Raw genomic sequence first — 15,710 nt, forward strand, 5'->3', positions numbered from 1 at the left:
AATCAAGCGCTCAGGACTTTACGGCCCTTGGCGCGGCGACGCGACAGGATCTTGCGGCCGTCAGCGGTCTTCATACGGGCACGGAAGCCATGGTCGCGCTTACGCTTGAGGTTGCTGGGTTGGAAAGTGCGCTTGGTGGCCATGCGGGCCTCTATATGAAGGGGACGGAAAGAACCGGAAATTCTATAGACCTACCCCGGGGCGCGTCAAGCCCATGTCACTACGGGATTTCACCGGCCTGTGCAATAGCTGTGGATCATTTTGTGAATAACTTCGGGACAACCATTCCCGGCACCCCGCGTCGGTGGTAGGCTGCGCCATCCATTCTTTCCCCTTCCGGCCTGCGGCACGGCGGCTTTCTGCGCCCCAACCGCCGGCCCCAGACGATTATTGCCGATGGATGCCTGGTCCCGTTGTCTCGAACGCCTTGAGGCGGAGTTCCCGCCCGAAGATGTTCACACCTGGTTGAAGCCGCTGCAGGCCGATCTGCGCGCGGACAGCCTGGTGCTTTATGCGCCAAACGCCTTCATCGTCGACCAGGTCCGCGAGCTGTACCTGGCGCGGATCAAGGAACTGCTGGCGCACTTCGCCGGTTTTGGCGACGTTTTTCTTGAAATCGGCTCGCGTCCGCGGGCCGTGGAGGCGCAGATCGCGCCGATTCCGGGCCATTCGGCACCCGCTGCGCCGGTTGAGCCCCTGGTGCCGTTCGCCGGCAACCTGGATTCGCACTACACCTTCACCAACTTCGTGGAAGGCCGCAGCAACCAGCTGGGCCTGGCCGCAGCGTTCCAGGCCGCCCAGAAGCCGGGCGACCGGGCGCACAACCCGCTGCTGCTGTACGGCGGCACCGGCCTGGGCAAGACCCACCTGATGTTCGCCGCCGGCAACGCCATGCGCCAGGCCAATCCGGCCGCCAAGGTGCTGTACCTGCGCTCGGAACAGTTCTTCAGCGCCATGATCCGTGCGTTGCAGGAAAAAACCATGGATCAGTTCAAGCGCCAGTTCCAGCAGGTGGACGCGCTGCTGATCGATGACATCCAGTTCTTCGCCGGCAAGGACCGAACCCAGGAAGAGTTCTTCCACACGTTCAACGCCCTGTTCGACGGCAAGCAGCAGATCATCCTCACCTGCGACCGGTACCCGCGCGAAGTCGAAGGCCTGGAAGCGCGCCTGAAGTCGCGACTTGCCTGGGGCCTGTCGGTGGCCATCGAGCCGCCGGACTTCGAAACGCGCGCCGCGATCGTGCTGGCCAAGGCCCGCGAACGCGGTGCTGAGATTCCCGACGATGTGGCGTTTCTGATTGCCAAGAAGATGCGCTCCAATGTCCGCGACCTCGAAGGTGCGCTCAATACCCTGACCGCCCGTGCCAACTTCACCGGCCGCGCGATCACCACCGACTTCGCCCAGGAAACCCTGCGCGACCTGCTGCGTGCCCAGCAGCAGGCCATCAGCATTCCCAACATCCAGAAAACCGTGGCCGACTACTACGGGCTGCAGATCAAGGATCTGCTGTCCAAGCGCCGGACCCGCTCACTGGCCCGTCCGCGACAGGTCGCCATGGCGCTGACCAAGGAGCTGACCGAGCACAGCCTGCCGGAAATCGGCGATGCCTTTGCCGGTCGCGACCACACCACGGTGCTGCATGCGTGCCGGCAGATCCGGACGTTGATGGAGACGGACGGCAAGTTGCGGGAAGACTGGGACAAGCTGATCCGGAAGTTGAGCGAATGATGCATGTACGCCGCATAGGCGTCATCGCATAAAACGGTGCAAAATCCGGGTGTAAGCGAGGGACAGGCTGTGGATAAAAAACCGGTTTGAGTTGGCGGGATTTTTATCCACAGGCTTCCCCACCCCTTGGGGGGTAGTAGTGCAGAGGGTTTCGAGGCCATAAAAGCCTTTATTTACAAATACTTAGATGTGTTTTCCCGCAATTCTGGCTCTACCATCACCACCAAGCTTTTGATTTATTCCACATCTTTTTAAAGCATAGGGGCACGGAACCACATGCGTTTCACACTGCAGCGCGAAGCCTTTCTCAAGCCGTTGGCACAAGTCGTCAACGTGGTCGAACGCCGCCAGACCTTGCCGGTTCTGGCTAATTTCCTGGTCCAGGTCCAGAACGGGCAGCTGTCGCTGACCGGTACCGACCTGGAAGTGGAGATGGTGTCGCGGATCGCGGTGGATGATGCCCAGGACGGCGAGACCACCATCCCGGCACGCAAACTGTTCGAGATCATCCGCGCCCTGCCCGACGGCAGCCGGATCACCGTCTCGCAGACCGGTGACAAGATCACCGTGCAGGCCGGCCGCAGCCGCTTCACCTTGGCAACGCTGCCGGCCAACGACTTCCCGTCGGTGGACGAAGTGGAAGCCACCGAGCGCGTGGCCATCGGCGAAGCCACCCTGAAGGAGCTGATCGAACGCACCGCGTTCGCGATGGCCCAGCAGGACGTGCGCTACTACCTCAACGGCCTCCTGTTCGACCTGCGCGGCGATGCGCTGCGCACCGTTGCCACCGACGGCCACCGCCTAGCGCTGTGCGAAACCGACCTGGAAAAGGCCAGTGGCGCCAAGCGTCAGATCATCGTGCCGCGCAAGGGCGTGACCGAACTGCAGCGCCTGTTGGAAAGCGGGGATCGTGAGATCGAGCTGGAAGTCGGCCGCAGCCACGTGCGCGTCAAGCGCGACGATGTGACCTTCACCTCCAAGTTGATCGATGGCCGCTTCCCGGATTACGAGGCCGTGATTCCGATCGGTGCCGACCGTGAAGTGAAGGTGGATCGCGAAGCCCTGCGTGCCTCCTTGCAGCGTGCCGCGATTCTGTCCAACGAGAAGTACCGCGGCATCCGCGTGGAAGTCTCGCCGGGCAACCTGAAGATCAGCGCACACAACCCGGAGCAGGAAGAAGCCCAGGAAGAGATCGAAGCGGATACCACCGTGAGCGATCTGGCCATTGGCTTCAACGTGAATTACCTGCTGGACGCCCTGTCCGCACTGCGCGATGAGCACGTGGTCATCCAGCTGCGCGACTCCAACTCCTCGGCCCTGGTTCGCGAAGCCAGCAGCGAGAAGTCGCGCCACGTGGTAATGCCGCTGCGCCTCTGATCGGGCGCTTGGTTCCACGTGGAACCGCGGGAACCAGGAAGCCCGGCCAAGCGCCGGGTTTCTTTTTGCCCAGACGTTCCACGTGGATCATCGGACAAGCAGCACGCGTAGAGCCACGCCCTGCGTGGCTGCTTTTGATCCTGCTTCTTGGCGCTGCGGTTGGACAACGCGATCATCGTCCAGACAGGGACCGTTCGAATTCCACGGCGAGAGCAGCCACAGGGCGTGCTCTACGGAGTTCGCAGAACGCATTGGTTTGCTGCCTGATTCCCAGCTCTAAGCTTTTAAAAACTGTATATAAATCTAAAGCTAGGTGGTGGTGGTAGAGCCAGATTTGGTTGAAAAGTACGTTATCTAGTTGAATTTAAAGGTAAATATGGTGCTGAAACCCCCGGTAAAACAGGGTCTGAGCCTGGGGTTCAACCTGTGGATATCTTTCAGAGGTACCCAAGGTGCCTTTTTTATCCACAGATTGCGCAGAGATTGTGCATAAGTCATACAGACCCCCTGTGGATAGCCAGAAATGGAAGACATCAATCTCGCGAGATCTGAGAACGCCTACCCTGCCCCGCGTTTCAGATTTCAAAGAATCGAGCGGGTAATCGCATCGGGCCCTCGGGCACCCCATCCCGACAGCGCGCCAATTTCTTGAAATCTGCACGGCTTCACCCTTGACGCTCTCTCAGATTTCAAAGAATTCACGGCGTCTCGAACGTGCGGCGAATCCACCCCGATGCAGTAAGCTGATCGATTCCCCCAGCCCCTCTTGCCGCATCTGCGGCGCAGATTCGATCGCATGCACATCCGTCGTCTGTCCCTGCACCAGATCCGCCGCTTCGACAGCGTGGAACTGGCCCCGCAACCGGGCATCAACCTGATCACTGGCGACAATGGCGCAGGCAAGACCAGCGTGCTGGAAGCGCTGCACGTGATGGCCTACGGGCGCAGTTTCCGCGGTCGGGTGCGGGATGGGCTGGTGCGCCAGGGCCAGGACGCGCTGGATGTCTTCGTTGAATGGGACGAACAGCGTTCAGGGGCGGAATCGGCCACGCGCCGCAAGGCCGGGCTGCGCCACAGCGGGCAGGAATGGAAGGGACGGCTGGATGGCGAAGACGTTGCGCAGCTGGGAAACCTTTGCGCGGCCTTGGCCGTGGTCACGTTTGAGCCGGGCAGTCACGCGCTGGTCAGTGGTGGCGGCGAGCCGCGTCGCCGGTTCCTGGATTGGGGTTTGTTCCACGTGGAACCAGACTTCCTCGCCCTCTGGCGGCGGTACTCGCGGGCGCTGAAGCAGCGCAATGCCCTTCTCAAGCAAGGCGGGCACCCGAATGCACTGGATGCATGGGACCGCGAGCTGGCAGAAGCCGGCGAACCGCTCACCACCCGGCGCCAGCACTACCTGGACCGCCTGCAGGACCGAACCATTGGCCTGGCGCAGGATCTGGCCCCGAACCTGGGCATCCAGTCGCTCACCCTGAGCCCCGGCTGGCGCAAACACGAGCTTTCCCTGTCCGACGCCCTCCTATTGGCCCGGGAACGCGACCGGCTGGCGGGCTACACCTCCGTGGGCCCGCACCGGGCCGACTGGAGCGTGGGGTTTGCCAGCATTCCCGGCCGCGACGCGCTCTCGCGTGGCCAAGCCAAGCTCACCGCCCTCACCTGCCTGTTGGCCCAGGCGGAGGATTACGCCGAACAGCGCGGCGAATGGCCGGTAATCGCGCTGGATGACCTCGCGTCCGAGCTGGATCGGACCCATCAAGCCCGGGTACTGGATCGTCTGCGGGCAGGCCCGGCGCAGATATTCATCACCGCCACCGAAACGCCCGCCGCGCTGCAGGACCGCACCGATATCACCCGGTTCCACGTGGAACATGGCCAGGTCCAGCTTGTGCCATAGTGCCGGCAGGGGCCGAAGCGCCCGGCTGGTATAATTGCTGTTGCAACCCCTTATCCATCGGCGCCCCGCTTCCCGCGGCGGCCCGAACTGCGGAGCCTATGGCAAGCGCAATGACTGAAGAACAGAACACTCCGGCACCTACCGGCAATTACGACGCCAACAGCATTACCGCCCTGGAAGGCCTGGAGGCGGTCCGCAAGCGGCCCGGCATGTACATCGGCGACGTCCATGACGGCACCGGTCTGCACCACATGGTGTTCGAAGTCGTCGACAACTCCATCGACGAAGCGCTGGCAGGCCACGCCGACCACGTTGCGGTGACGATCCACGCCGACGGCTCGGTCTCCGTGTCCGACAACGGCCGTGGCATTCCCACCGGCAAGCACGGTCAGATGAGCCAGAAGCTCGGCCGCGACGTGTCCGCTGCCGAAGTGGTCATGACCGTGCTGCACGCGGGCGGCAAGTTCGACGACAACAGCTACAAGGTTTCCGGCGGCCTGCACGGCGTCGGCGTCAGCGTGGTCAACGCGCTGTCGCAGAAGCTCACCCTGGATATCTTCCAGAGCGGCTTCCACTTCCACCAGGAATACGCCGATGGCGCGGCCGTAAGCCCGCTGGCCCAGGTCGAAACCAGCACGAAGCGCGGTACCACCCTGCGCTTCTGGCCGTCGGTGGTCGCGTTCCACGACAACGTCGAGTTCCACTACGAGATCCTGGCGCGCCGCCTGCGCGAACTCTCGTTCCTGAACTCCGGGGTCAAGATCGTCCTGGTCGATGAGCGTGGCGATGGCCGCCGTGACGACTTCCACTACGAAGGCGGCATCCGCAGCTTCGTGGAGCATCTGGCGCAGTTGAAGACCCCGCTGCACCCGAACGTGATCTCGGTCACCGGCGAATCCAACGGCATCACCGTCGACGTGGCGCTGCAGTGGACCGATTCCTACCAGGAAACGATGTACTGCTTCACCAACAACATCCCGCAGAAGGACGGCGGTACCCACCTTGCCGGCTTCCGCGGCGCGCTGACCCGTGTGCTCAACAATTACATCGAGCAGAACGGCATCGCCAAGCAGGCCAAGATCAACCTGACCGGCGACGACATGCGCGAAGGCATGATCGCCGTGCTCTCGGTGAAGGTGCCCGACCCCAGCTTCTCCAGCCAGACCAAGGAAAAGCTGGTCAGCTCGGATGTGCGTCCGGCCGTAGAAAGCGCGTTCGGCCAGCGCCTGGAAGAGTTCCTGCAGGAAAACCCAAACGAAGCCAAGGCCATCGCCGGCAAGATCGTCGATGCCGCCCGCGCCCGCGAAGCCGCGCGCAAGGCGCGCGACCTGACCCGCCGCAAGGGCGCGTTGGATATCGCCGGCCTGCCCGGGAAGCTGGCCGACTGCCAGGAGAAGGACCCGGCGCTGTCCGAACTGTTCATCGTCGAGGGTGACTCCGCAGGTGGTTCGGCCAAGCAGGGCCGCAACCGCAAGAACCAGGCCGTGCTGCCGCTGCGCGGCAAGATCCTCAACGTGGAACGTGCCCGCTTCGACCGCATGCTGGCCTCCGACCAGGTCGGTACGCTGATCACCGCGTTGGGCACCGGCATCGGCCGCGACGAGTACAACCCGGACAAGCTGCGCTACCACCGCATCATCATCATGACCGACGCCGACGTCGACGGCGCGCACATCCGCACCCTGCTGCTCACCTTCTTCTACCGGCAGATGCCGGAGCTGATCGAGCGTGGCCACGTCTACATCGGCCTGCCGCCGCTGTACAAGATCAAGCAGGGCAAGCAGGAGCTGTACCTGAAGGACGACCCCGCACTGGACGCCTACCTGGCCAGCAACGCGGTCGAAAACGCCTCGCTGATTCCGGCCGAGAACGAGCCGGCCATCGAAGGCGTCGCCCTGGAAAAGCTGCTGCTGGCCTATGCCTCGGCGCAGGAAGCGATCGGCCGCAATGCCCATCGCTACGACCGCCAGGTGCTTGAAGCCCTGGTCGATTTCACTCCGATGGACCTGGAGCACCTGCGCAAGGCCGGCGCCGACGAAGGCCTGGCCGCACTGGCCAAGCGCCTCAACCAGGGCAGCCTGGGCTCGCCGCGCTTCAGCCTGGAATTGCAGGAACCCACCGAAGAGCGTCCCGCCGCGCTGCTGGTCACCCGTCGCCACATGGGCGAACAGCTGATCCAGGTGCTGCCGCTGTCGGCCTTCGAAACCGGCGAACTGCGTGCCCTGCACCAGTCCTCGCTGCTGCTGCACGGGCTGGTGCGCGAAGGTGCCAAGATCGTCCGCGGTGCCAAGTCGTCGGAGATCGGTGGTTTCGCCGATGCCCGCAACTGGCTGCTGGACGAAGCCAAGAAGGGTCGCCAGATCCAGCGCTTCAAGGGCCTGGGCGAAATGAATCCCGAACAGCTGTGGGACACCACCGTGAACCCCGATACGCGCCGGCTGCTGCAGGTGCGCATCGAGGACGCCGTGGCGGCCGACCAGATCTTCAGCACCCTGATGGGTGACGTGGTGGAACCGCGCCGCGATTTCATCGAAGACAACGCGCTGCGGGTCGCCAACCTGGATATCTGACACAATCGGCTCAGGGCCGGCCGGTTGCGACCTGCAACCGGCCTGGCCACCGCCTATTGCTGCCAGGAACCCGATGTCCGCTACCGCCCCGGCGTCCACCACGCCTCCGCTGCCGCCCGCCCTGCCCAAGGCGCCCCAACGGAAACCAGGCTCCCCGATCGCGGGATTCCTGATCGATCTCGGTATCGCCACGCTCTCGCTGCTCGCTTTGAGCATGGCCAGCGGCCTGCTATGGGGCCTCTACCGCGCCGTGATCGTGGTCCGCGACACCGGCACGCAAGCGGCCGATGCGCTGGCCCAGCAGGTGGGCCAACCTGGCGCGCTCGCGCAGATCCTGATGGCCGTGTTCGCCACCGGCGGCGCTGCGATTTTCCTGTACTTCCTCAGGCGCCGTGCCGACGCCACCGAGCGCCGCGCCTCCTTTGAGGCGACCCGCCGGCCGTCCACCTGGGGCTGGACCGCGTTGGTTGCGCTGGGCGTGATCATCGGCAGCAACGGCATCGCCTGGCTGGCCCGGCAGGCGGGCATTGAACCGGTACCCACCAACCTGGCCCTGATGGAACAGGCGCTGGCCCGCTTCCCGTGGTTCCTGGCCCTGTTCGCGATCGTGCTGGCCCCGGCCTACGAAGAACTGCTGTTCCGCCGCGTGCTGTTCGGCCGCCTGTGGCAGGCCGGTCGTCCCTGGCTGGGCATGCTGCTCAGCAGCCTGGCGTTCGCGCTGGTCCACGAAGTGCCCGGCACCAGTGCCAATGGCCCGTGGGAAATCGCCCAACTGTGGCTGGTGTACGGCGGCATGGGCGCCGCGTTCGCGTGGCTGTACCAGCGCACCGGCACCTTGTGGGCCCCGATCGTGGCGCATGCGTTGAACAACGCCATCGCCCTGGCCGCGCTGGTATTCCTGGGCTTGCACTGACTCGACGGTTTGACAAAACCTTACATTCGGCCCGCCACACTGCAGACATGAACACGGGAGTCCCCGCCTTGAAACCCTTGCTGCTCGGACTTGTCATCACCTTGGCGCTCAGCGCCTGCGCCACCACCACCTCGCCCACCGGGCGCAAGCAGATGGTGGGCGGTGTATCGCAGGCCGAGCTGGACCAGCTTGGCGCGCAGGCCTTCGCCGAAACCAAACAGAAGCAGAAGATCAGCAGCGACGGCCGCCAGAACGGCTACGTGCAGTGCGTGGTCAATGCGCTGGTCGCGCAGCTGCCGCCTCAGTACCGTGGCGTACGGTGGGAGACCGCGGTATTCGTCGATGCCGAGCCCAACGCCTTCGCCTTGCCCGGCGGCAAGGTCGGCGTGAACACCGGCATCTTCACCGTGGCCAAGAACCAGGACCAGCTCGCCGCCGTGATCGGGCATGAGATCGGCCATGTCATCTCGCGCCACCACGAAGAGCGCCTCACCCGCCAGATGGGCGCGCAGACCGGCCTGGCCGTGCTTGGTGCGCTGGCCGGCGCGGCATACGGCGACGGCGCGGCCAGCACGGTCAACCAGCTCGGCGGTGCCGGCGCACAGGCCGCCTTCCTGTTGCCCGGGTCGCGCACCCAGGAAAGCGAAGCCGACGTGGTCGGTCAGCGGCTGATGGCCGAGGCAGGGTTCGACCCGGCCCAGGCGGTCAACCTGTGGCAGAACATGATGGCCGCCAGCGGCGGGCGTTCCCCGCAATGGCTGTCCACCCACCCGGACCCGGCCAACCGGATCCGGGAGCTGCAACGCGATGCCCCCGCCCTGAGCGGTGTTTTCCAGCAGGCCCAGGCCGCTGGACGGCGCCCGAAGTGCGGGTGATTCGACTAAAGGATGCTGTATTGCAGCATCGGAAACGATTTCTCACGCCATCGGTTTCTGATACGTTTGGCGGCTCAGATTTTTCTGACAGTCCGTTTTGATGCCGCCGCGGCGGTTCGATCGAGGTGAAAGATGATTTTCCGCAACCACAAGCAAGCCGTGCTTTCCGTCCTCATCGCGACCGCCATTGGTGGCGTTGTGGTCACTGACGCCGTCGCCCAGACCCGCACCACTGATCGCAGCGCCGATCGCCGTGGTGGCAAGAAGGACCAGGCCAAGACTGAAGCGCTGTACCCGCAGGCCACCCGCGCCGAGCCGGACATCAAGGCATCGCCGAAGCTGGGCAAGCAGCTGCAGAAGATGATCGACAGCTACAACGATCAGAAGTTCCCGGAGACGCTGGCTGCGGCCAATGAAATCCTGGGCAACAGCGCCGCCAATGCGTATGACAAGTCGCTGGCCGCGCAGCTCGCCTCGCAGGCCGCCTACAACACCGACGACAACGCCGCTGCCAAGAAGTACCTGCTGCAGGTGCTGGAATTCAATGGCCTGGACAACAACGGCCACTTCCAGTCGATGCTGATGCTGGGCCAGCTGCAGATCCAGGACGACCAGCTTGCCGAAGGCCTGGCCACCCTGGACAAGTACTTCGCTGAAACCAAGTCGACCAAGCCGGAAGAGCTGATCATCAAGGGCCAGGCCCTGTACCAGCTCGAGCGCTACCAGGAAGCAGTGCCGGTGATCCAGCAGGCCATCGCCGGTGCCACCGAGCCGAAGGACAACTGGAACCAGCTGCTGATGGCCGCCCTGTCCGAGTCCGGCCAGACCGGTGAAGCAGTGAAGCAGGCTGAAGCCCTTGCCGCCAAGAACCCGGCCGACAAGAAGGCCCAGATGAACCTGGCCAGCATGTACCTGCAGGCCGACCAGATGGACAAGGCTGGCGCGGTCATGGACAAGCTCTTCAAGGGCGGCCAGCTGACCGAGGAGCGCGAGTACAAGCAGGCGTACTCGATCTACGCCAACTCGGACAAGAAGGAAGCCGAGGTCATTGCCGTGATCAACGACGGCTTGCAGAAGGGCATCCTGAAGCCGGATTACCAGGTCTACCTGGCCCAGGCCCAGGCGTACTACTACTCGGAACCGCCGCAGGTTGAAAAGGCGATCGAAGCGTGGCAGAAGGCCGCCCCGCTTTCCAAGGACGGTGAAACCTACTTGAACCTGGCACGTGTCTTGCATTCGGAAGGTCGCATTCCGGAGGCCAAGACGGCCGCCCAGCAGGCGCTGGCGAAGGGTGTGAAGAACCAGGCCGATGCCAAGAAAATCATCAACCTGAAGTAAGTAGGAATAACGCCTGAACGCCTGCGTGAGTGATGCGCAGGCGCTCAGGATTGGTATAAGCTTGGAGGTTCCTGCGGTGTCATGCACCGCTGATCATGGGCTATCTGTCCCCAGGTACCCGGCCCCACTAATGAGCTCTTGGCGCATGACGGAACAACTAGTCGTTCACAGGTACGAACAACGCGATGACACCGGCCTCAGCTGGCCGCGCATCGTGGGTATCGCCTTTGTAATCGCATTGCATCTCGCCGCCCTGATGCTGCTCCTCATCCCCGCCGTGGCCCCCAAGGCCGTGACGGAGAAGGAACGCAACATCATGGTGACCCTGGTCGACGCTCCGCCGCCGCCCCCACCGCCGCCGCCGCCGCCGCCGCCGACTGAAACGCCGCCGCCGCCGGTCAAGAACCTGTCGCCGCCCAAGCCCTCGCCGGTGCCGCCGCCGCCGCAGGCGCCGGTGATCGACGTGCCGGAACCGCGTCCGAACGACATCGTCACGCCGCCGAGTCCGCCGAGCCCGCCGCAGCCGCCGAGTTCCATCGAGGCCAGCGTCGATATCTCGTCCAAGGCCATGAATCCCCCGCGTTACCCGCCGGCCGCGTTCCGCGCAGGTATCCAGGGTGAAGTGATCCTGATCATTGATGTCGATGCCAACGGCAACGTCACCAATGTGTCGGTCGAAAAGTCCAGCCGTAACCGCGATCTGGACCGTGCAGCGATGGAAGCCGCCCGTAAATGGCGCTTCAACGCAGCCGAATCGGGCGGGAAGAAAGCTGCAGGTCGCGTCCGCGTCCCGGTCAACTTTGCGCTGAATTGATGGGCCGGGTGGCCTGCCGGCCACCCTCCTGTCACTTGAACCTAGCTACAACATTCATCACCACACACAACAAAGGTAAGCGTCATGCTGCAGGAACTCTTCATCGCCGCTGCTGCCGGGGGCAACCCGTCGAATGCCCTCTCGCAGATGGGCTTCGAGCATCTGATCCACGAAATGACCTCCAAGCCGGGCGACTTCGCCGTCTCCTGGGTCGTGCTTCTGACCCTGGTGATCATGTCGGCCATGTCCTGGTACTGGACCGTCATCAACATCTTCCGTGCTACCCGCCTGAAGAGCGCTGCTGACAAGGTCGTGAGCCTGTTCTGGGATACCCCGAACGCACAGGACGCCATCCGCGCCATGGAAGAACAGCCGGCTTCGGAGCCGTTCTCCAAGATCGCCCTGGACGCAGCCCAGGCTGCTGCCCACCACCAGCGTGCCGAAGGTGGCGCCACCGGTGGCCTGGGTGAAAACCTGAGCCGTTCGGAGTTCGTCGACCGCGCCCTGCGTCAGGCCGTGACCCGCGAAAGCAACAACCTGCAGTCGGGCATGACCCTGCTGGCCACCGTCGGTGCAACCGCTCCGTTCGTCGGTCTGCTCGGCACCGTGTGGGGCATCTACGGCGCGCTGATCAAGATCGGTGCAACCGGTTCGGCCTCCATCGACGCCGTTGCCGGCCCGGTGGGTGAAGCCCTGATCATGACCGCCATCGGTCTGTTCGTGGCAATCCCGGCCGTGTTCGCCTTCAACTTCTTCAGCAAGATCAACAGCGCCACGATCAGCAAGTTCGATACGTTCGCTCACGACCTGCACGACTTCTTCGCCACCGGTTCGCGCGTCCGCTAATTGCGACGCGCTGTACCCAGCGAGAACGTAGTCAACACGATCTAGACGGAGCCCGTTATGGCTTTCAGTAGTGGTAACAGCGGCGGCCCCATGGCCGACATCAACGTTACGCCCCTCGTGGACGTGATGCTGGTGCTGCTGATCATCTTCATCATCACGGCGCCCCTGATGTCCCATAAGGTCAAGGTCGACCTGCCTGAGGCCAACCTGGTGCAGAAGCCGGAAGATGCGGCTGATCGCAAGGGCCCCATCACCCTGGCGGTGAAGGAAGACGGCTCGATTTACTGGAACGACGAAGAGATCGACAAGCAGACTCTCGAGTCGCGCCTGGCGACCGCCGCCCAGCAGACCCCCCAGCCCCCGCTCAATCTGCGTGGTGACCGCACCACCAAGATGCGCGTCATCAACGAGATGACGAAGGTCGCGCAGGAGCAGGGCATGCTCGACGTTGGCTTCGTGGCCACCAAAGAGAAGGGGCAGTAAGCCATGGCATTCAGTTCTGGTGGTGGCAAGGGCCCAATGGCCGACATCAACGTTACGCCCCTCGTGGACGTGATGCTGGTGCTGTTGATCATCTTCATCGTTACCGCGCCGATCATGACGTACCCGATCGCCGTGGACCTGCCGCAGCGCGTGCTCAACCCACCGCCGCAGCTGGTCGAACCGCCGCCGCCGATCGAGCTGCGGATCGACGCCAGCAACCAGGTGTTCTGGAACAACAGCCCGGTTGCAACGGCTGAGCTCCAGCAGCGTATGGAACAGGAAGTGCAGCGTGACCCGACCAACCAGCCCGAGCTGCGCATCGACGCCAGCCCGGACTCCGAGTACGACGTGATGGCCAAGGTTCTGGCCGCCGCGAAGAACGCGCAGATGAAGAAGATCGGGTTCCAGCAGCAGCAGTAAGACGCAACACCAAGTCATGACGCGACTGGAAAGCGCCCCTGGAAACAGGGGCGCTTTTTTTGTTGGCGCGTTCGGCCATTGACATCAATCCGGGGCCGTTCCACCATGGTTACGCGCAAGCAACACATAGCCGAGCCATTGCGCATCCCACCTGGTCACCAGGTCCCGGCCGGCCCGGGTATATCCAAGGGAATCGGACTCACGGAGCCTCGCCCAGCATCGCTGGCCGGGGCTTTCGTTCTTGAGGCGCCTCCAGTACATCCGCGAATCGTCTTGGATCGGGTTCATCGTCCTGCTTTGCGCGTCCCCGCAGGATCTCTCCCAATAAAAGATTGAAGGAATAGCGTCCCTTGCCGGGATGCGGCTTGCGCGGATCAAGCGGATACGCGGATTGCACCAGCAGCAGCACACTGTTCGAGCCGTGCCGCTTCCACCGTTTAAGATTGAAGAAGACGCCATAGCGTTCGCCGCTGTCCAGCCGCACGGCAACATAGTTGTCCGCTGCGGTGCGCTCGCAGGATTGTCGCCCTTCGATCACGTGGCGAATGATCTCCGGAAGCCGCTTCGACAACGTGTATCGAACACCATCAAATGCGCGGCACTCGCGATTGTCGGAAATCATGTCGTCATCAGCTCCACGACGCTGCACAGAGAAGCAATGAAGCCCAAAGCCGACATACAGGACGACCTCCCGGCCGGGGTGCCCCTTAGCGGCAACCAGGACGTAGTTGAGACGAAAGGGATGCAGGTGATTCAAGGGGAAGGCCTTGCCCTGCCTGTCCCTGTGGGGCATCCAGCGGATTAGACCGCCTGACCAGTTGACCGCCATCCCTTGCTCCATGACACCCTGTTGTGCGTCAAGAGACTCGGGCTACAGGCGCCCCGACTTCAAGGCCAAAACAGTCACGCATGCGCCGGACACCCGCGTCCGGCTATGATCCGCGGATGCTTGCCACCTACCCCGCGCTTGCCGACTGGCTCCACTGGCTGGATGCCTTTCCGCACCTGCGCCCGCTGCTCATCGCTGCCTACGTGCTGTACCTGCTGTGGTTGATCGGCTGGATCATGCTGCAGAAGCGCGAGCCGGTGGCCACGCTCAGCTGGATCCTTTCGCTGGCCGCCCTGCCCTACCTGGGCCTGTTCGTGTACTACCTGCTCGGGCCGCAGAAGGTGAAACGGCAGCGCCTGCGCCGTGGCCGCGCGCGTTCCGGCATGGAGCACTACAGCAGCGTGTGCCCGCCTGATGCGGACTGCACCGAACTGGCCAAGATCGCGCAGGCCACCACCGGCCTTTCCCCCAGCTCGGCTACCGAAGTGGAGTGGCTGGTGGATGGCGCGCAAACGTACGCCGCGCTGCTGAAGGCCATCGCGCAGGCGCGCGACCACCTCCACGTCGAGTACTACATCTTCAACCCCGACCATGCCGGTACCGCGCTGCGCGATGCCCTGGTCGAACGCGCCAAGGCCGGCGTGCGCGTGCGCCTGCTGCTGGATGCGGTGGGCTCGTCCGGCATCCGCACGCGGTTCCTCAAGCCGCTGCGTGATGCGGGCGCCGAAGTGGCCTGGTTCCACCCGCGCCAGCTGCTCAAACCGTTCAAGCGGCCGTGGATGAACATGCGCACCCACCGCAAGCTGGTGGTGATCGATGGCCGCGTCGCCTTCACCGGTGGTATCAACATCACCGACGAAGAAGACGAAAGCCGCCGGCCCGATGCCTACCGCGACCTGCACATGCGCCTGACCGGCCACGTGGTGCGCAGCCTGCAGCTGGTGTTCGTCGAAGACTGGATCTACGCCACCGGCGAACCGAAGGAGCGCTTCAACATCGCCCAGCTGTGGCCCACCGACATGCCGGGCCGCCAGGACGGCGCCATCAACGCCCAGGTGTTGGTCTCGGGGCCGGACTCGGGCTGGGAAACCATCCACCGCCTGCAGGTGGCCGCCATCCACGAAGCGCGCGAACGCGTGTGGCTGGTCACGCCCTATTTCGTGCCGGGCGAAGCCGCGCGCATGGCGCTCACCTCGGCCGCACTGGGCGGGCTGGACGTGCGCCTGCTGGTACCGAAGATGAGCGATTCCTGGTTCGTCACCCAGGCCGCGCGCTCTTATTTTGACGAGCTGCTGCAGGCCGGGGTGAAGATCTACGAGTACGGGCCGCGCATGCTGCACACCAAGGCGTTCATCGCCGACCACGACGTCTGCATCGCCGGCAGCGCCAATTTCGACCACCGCAGTTTCCGCCTCAACTTCGAACTGTCGATGATGATCAGCAGCGCCCAGTGCGTGGCGGAACTGGAGAAAATCCTCATCGCGGAGTTCGCCGCTTCCACGCCCGTGCGCAACGACCGCCAGCGCTCGCTGTGGCTGCACCGGGTCCCCGAGGCGTTCGCCCGCCTGGCCTCCCCGCTGCTGTAGCCGCCACGTGGAACCGCCCCCCACCCCGGCGCTA

Annotated in this window: 14 protein-coding genes; 12 read left to right on the forward strand and 2 right to left on the reverse strand. The window is 63.8% G+C overall.

What is annotated here, in order from left to right; genetic code table 11:
* Positions 1-2 precede the first annotated feature (2 nt).
* Positions 3-143, reverse strand: coding sequence for a 50S ribosomal protein L34 (gene rpmH, locus BAY15_RS00600; RefSeq protein ID WP_006404565.1), 141 nt, complete (start codon positions 141-143; stop codon positions 3-5).
* Positions 144-396: 253 nt separating this feature from the next.
* Here rpmH and dnaA point away from each other — a divergent pair, with 253 nt between their 5' ends.
* The 11 genes from dnaA (at position 397) to BAY15_RS00655 (ending at position 13,261) form a co-directional block, all read left to right on the forward strand.
* Complete coding sequence (gene dnaA, locus BAY15_RS00605) at positions 397-1,731, forward strand: chromosomal replication initiator protein DnaA (protein WP_068848017.1); 1,335 nt, start codon at positions 397-399, stop codon at positions 1,729-1,731.
* Between the two features lie 276 nt (positions 1,732-2,007).
* Complete coding sequence (gene dnaN / locus BAY15_RS00610; protein ID WP_068848019.1) at positions 2,008-3,108, forward strand: DNA polymerase III subunit beta; 1,101 nt, start codon at positions 2,008-2,010, stop codon at positions 3,106-3,108.
* Between the two features lie 796 nt (positions 3,109-3,904).
* Entirely contained in the window at positions 3,905-5,002 is a 1,098-nt protein-coding gene (gene recF, locus BAY15_RS00615; RefSeq protein WP_068848021.1) for a DNA replication/repair protein RecF, read from the forward strand.
* A gap of 110 nt (positions 5,003-5,112) precedes the next feature.
* Positions 5,113-7,572 (forward strand): DNA topoisomerase (ATP-hydrolyzing) subunit B, encoded by a 2,460-nt coding sequence (gene gyrB, locus BAY15_RS00620; RefSeq protein ID WP_068848023.1) that lies wholly within the window; start codon positions 5,113-5,115, stop codon positions 7,570-7,572.
* Between the two features lie 73 nt (positions 7,573-7,645).
* Entirely contained in the window at positions 7,646-8,485 is an 840-nt protein-coding gene (locus BAY15_RS00625; RefSeq protein WP_068848025.1) for a CPBP family intramembrane glutamic endopeptidase, read from the forward strand.
* Between the two features lie 68 nt (positions 8,486-8,553).
* Positions 8,554-9,360, forward strand: a complete 807-nt coding sequence (locus BAY15_RS00630; RefSeq protein WP_068848027.1) for a M48 family metallopeptidase — start codon at positions 8,554-8,556, stop codon at positions 9,358-9,360.
* A 132-nt stretch (positions 9,361-9,492) separates the two neighbouring features.
* Positions 9,493-10,698, forward strand: a complete 1,206-nt coding sequence (locus BAY15_RS00635) for a tetratricopeptide repeat protein (RefSeq protein ID WP_068848029.1) — start codon at positions 9,493-9,495, stop codon at positions 10,696-10,698.
* Between the two features lie 145 nt (positions 10,699-10,843).
* Entirely contained in the window at positions 10,844-11,512 is a 669-nt protein-coding gene (locus BAY15_RS00640) for an energy transducer TonB (protein WP_068848031.1), read from the forward strand.
* A gap of 84 nt (positions 11,513-11,596) precedes the next feature.
* On the forward strand, positions 11,597-12,358 hold the full coding sequence (gene exbB, locus BAY15_RS00645) for a TonB-system energizer ExbB (protein ID WP_068848033.1): 762 nt from the start codon (positions 11,597-11,599) through the stop codon (positions 12,356-12,358).
* Between the two features lie 57 nt (positions 12,359-12,415).
* Positions 12,416-12,841, forward strand: a complete 426-nt coding sequence (locus BAY15_RS00650; protein ID WP_068848035.1) for an ExbD/TolR family protein — start codon at positions 12,416-12,418, stop codon at positions 12,839-12,841.
* 3 nt (positions 12,842-12,844) lie between these two features.
* Positions 12,845-13,261 (forward strand): ExbD/TolR family protein, encoded by a 417-nt coding sequence (locus BAY15_RS00655; protein WP_068848037.1) that lies wholly within the window; start codon positions 12,845-12,847, stop codon positions 13,259-13,261.
* 199 nt (positions 13,262-13,460) lie between these two features.
* On the opposite strand, the gene BAY15_RS00660 is transcribed toward BAY15_RS00655, so the two are convergent.
* Positions 13,461-14,090 (reverse strand): hypothetical protein, encoded by a 630-nt coding sequence (locus BAY15_RS00660; protein WP_157771655.1) that lies wholly within the window; start codon positions 14,088-14,090, stop codon positions 13,461-13,463.
* 116 nt (positions 14,091-14,206) lie between these two features.
* On the opposite strand from BAY15_RS00660, the gene cls reads away from it, so the two are divergent.
* On the forward strand, positions 14,207-15,676 hold the full coding sequence (cls, locus tag BAY15_RS00665; RefSeq protein WP_068848041.1) for a cardiolipin synthase: 1,470 nt from the start codon (positions 14,207-14,209) through the stop codon (positions 15,674-15,676).
* Positions 15,677-15,710: the final 34 nt, after the last annotated feature.

Source organism: Stenotrophomonas rhizophila, assembly GCF_001704155.1.
Classification (GTDB): domain Bacteria; phylum Pseudomonadota; class Gammaproteobacteria; order Xanthomonadales; family Xanthomonadaceae; genus Stenotrophomonas; species Stenotrophomonas rhizophila_A.

Bases quoted from the DNA above. Each gene is read 5' to 3' on its own strand.
- rpmH (WP_006404565.1), bottom strand. From the start codon at position 143: ATGGCCACCAAGCGCACTTTCCAACCCAGCAACCTCAAGCGTAAGCGC.
- dnaA (WP_068848017.1), top strand. From the start codon at position 397: ATGGATGCCTGGTCCCGTTGTCTCGAACGCCTTGAGGCGGAGTTCCCG.
- dnaN (WP_068848019.1), top strand. From the start codon at position 2,008: ATGCGTTTCACACTGCAGCGCGAAGCCTTTCTCAAGCCGTTGGCACAA.
- recF (WP_068848021.1), top strand. From the start codon at position 3,905: ATGCACATCCGTCGTCTGTCCCTGCACCAGATCCGCCGCTTCGACAGC.
- gyrB (WP_068848023.1), top strand. From the start codon at position 5,113: ATGACTGAAGAACAGAACACTCCGGCACCTACCGGCAATTACGACGCC.
- BAY15_RS00625 (WP_068848025.1), top strand. From the start codon at position 7,646: ATGTCCGCTACCGCCCCGGCGTCCACCACGCCTCCGCTGCCGCCCGCC.
- BAY15_RS00635 (WP_068848029.1), top strand. From the start codon at position 9,493: ATGATTTTCCGCAACCACAAGCAAGCCGTGCTTTCCGTCCTCATCGCG.
- BAY15_RS00640 (WP_068848031.1), top strand. From the start codon at position 10,844: ATGACGGAACAACTAGTCGTTCACAGGTACGAACAACGCGATGACACC.
- exbB (WP_068848033.1), top strand. From the start codon at position 11,597: ATGCTGCAGGAACTCTTCATCGCCGCTGCTGCCGGGGGCAACCCGTCG.
- BAY15_RS00650 (WP_068848035.1), top strand. From the start codon at position 12,416: ATGGCTTTCAGTAGTGGTAACAGCGGCGGCCCCATGGCCGACATCAAC.
- BAY15_RS00655 (WP_068848037.1), top strand. From the start codon at position 12,845: ATGGCATTCAGTTCTGGTGGTGGCAAGGGCCCAATGGCCGACATCAAC.
- BAY15_RS00660 (WP_157771655.1), bottom strand. From the start codon at position 14,090: ATGGCGGTCAACTGGTCAGGCGGTCTAATCCGCTGGATGCCCCACAGG.
- cls (WP_068848041.1), top strand. From the start codon at position 14,207: ATGCTTGCCACCTACCCCGCGCTTGCCGACTGGCTCCACTGGCTGGAT.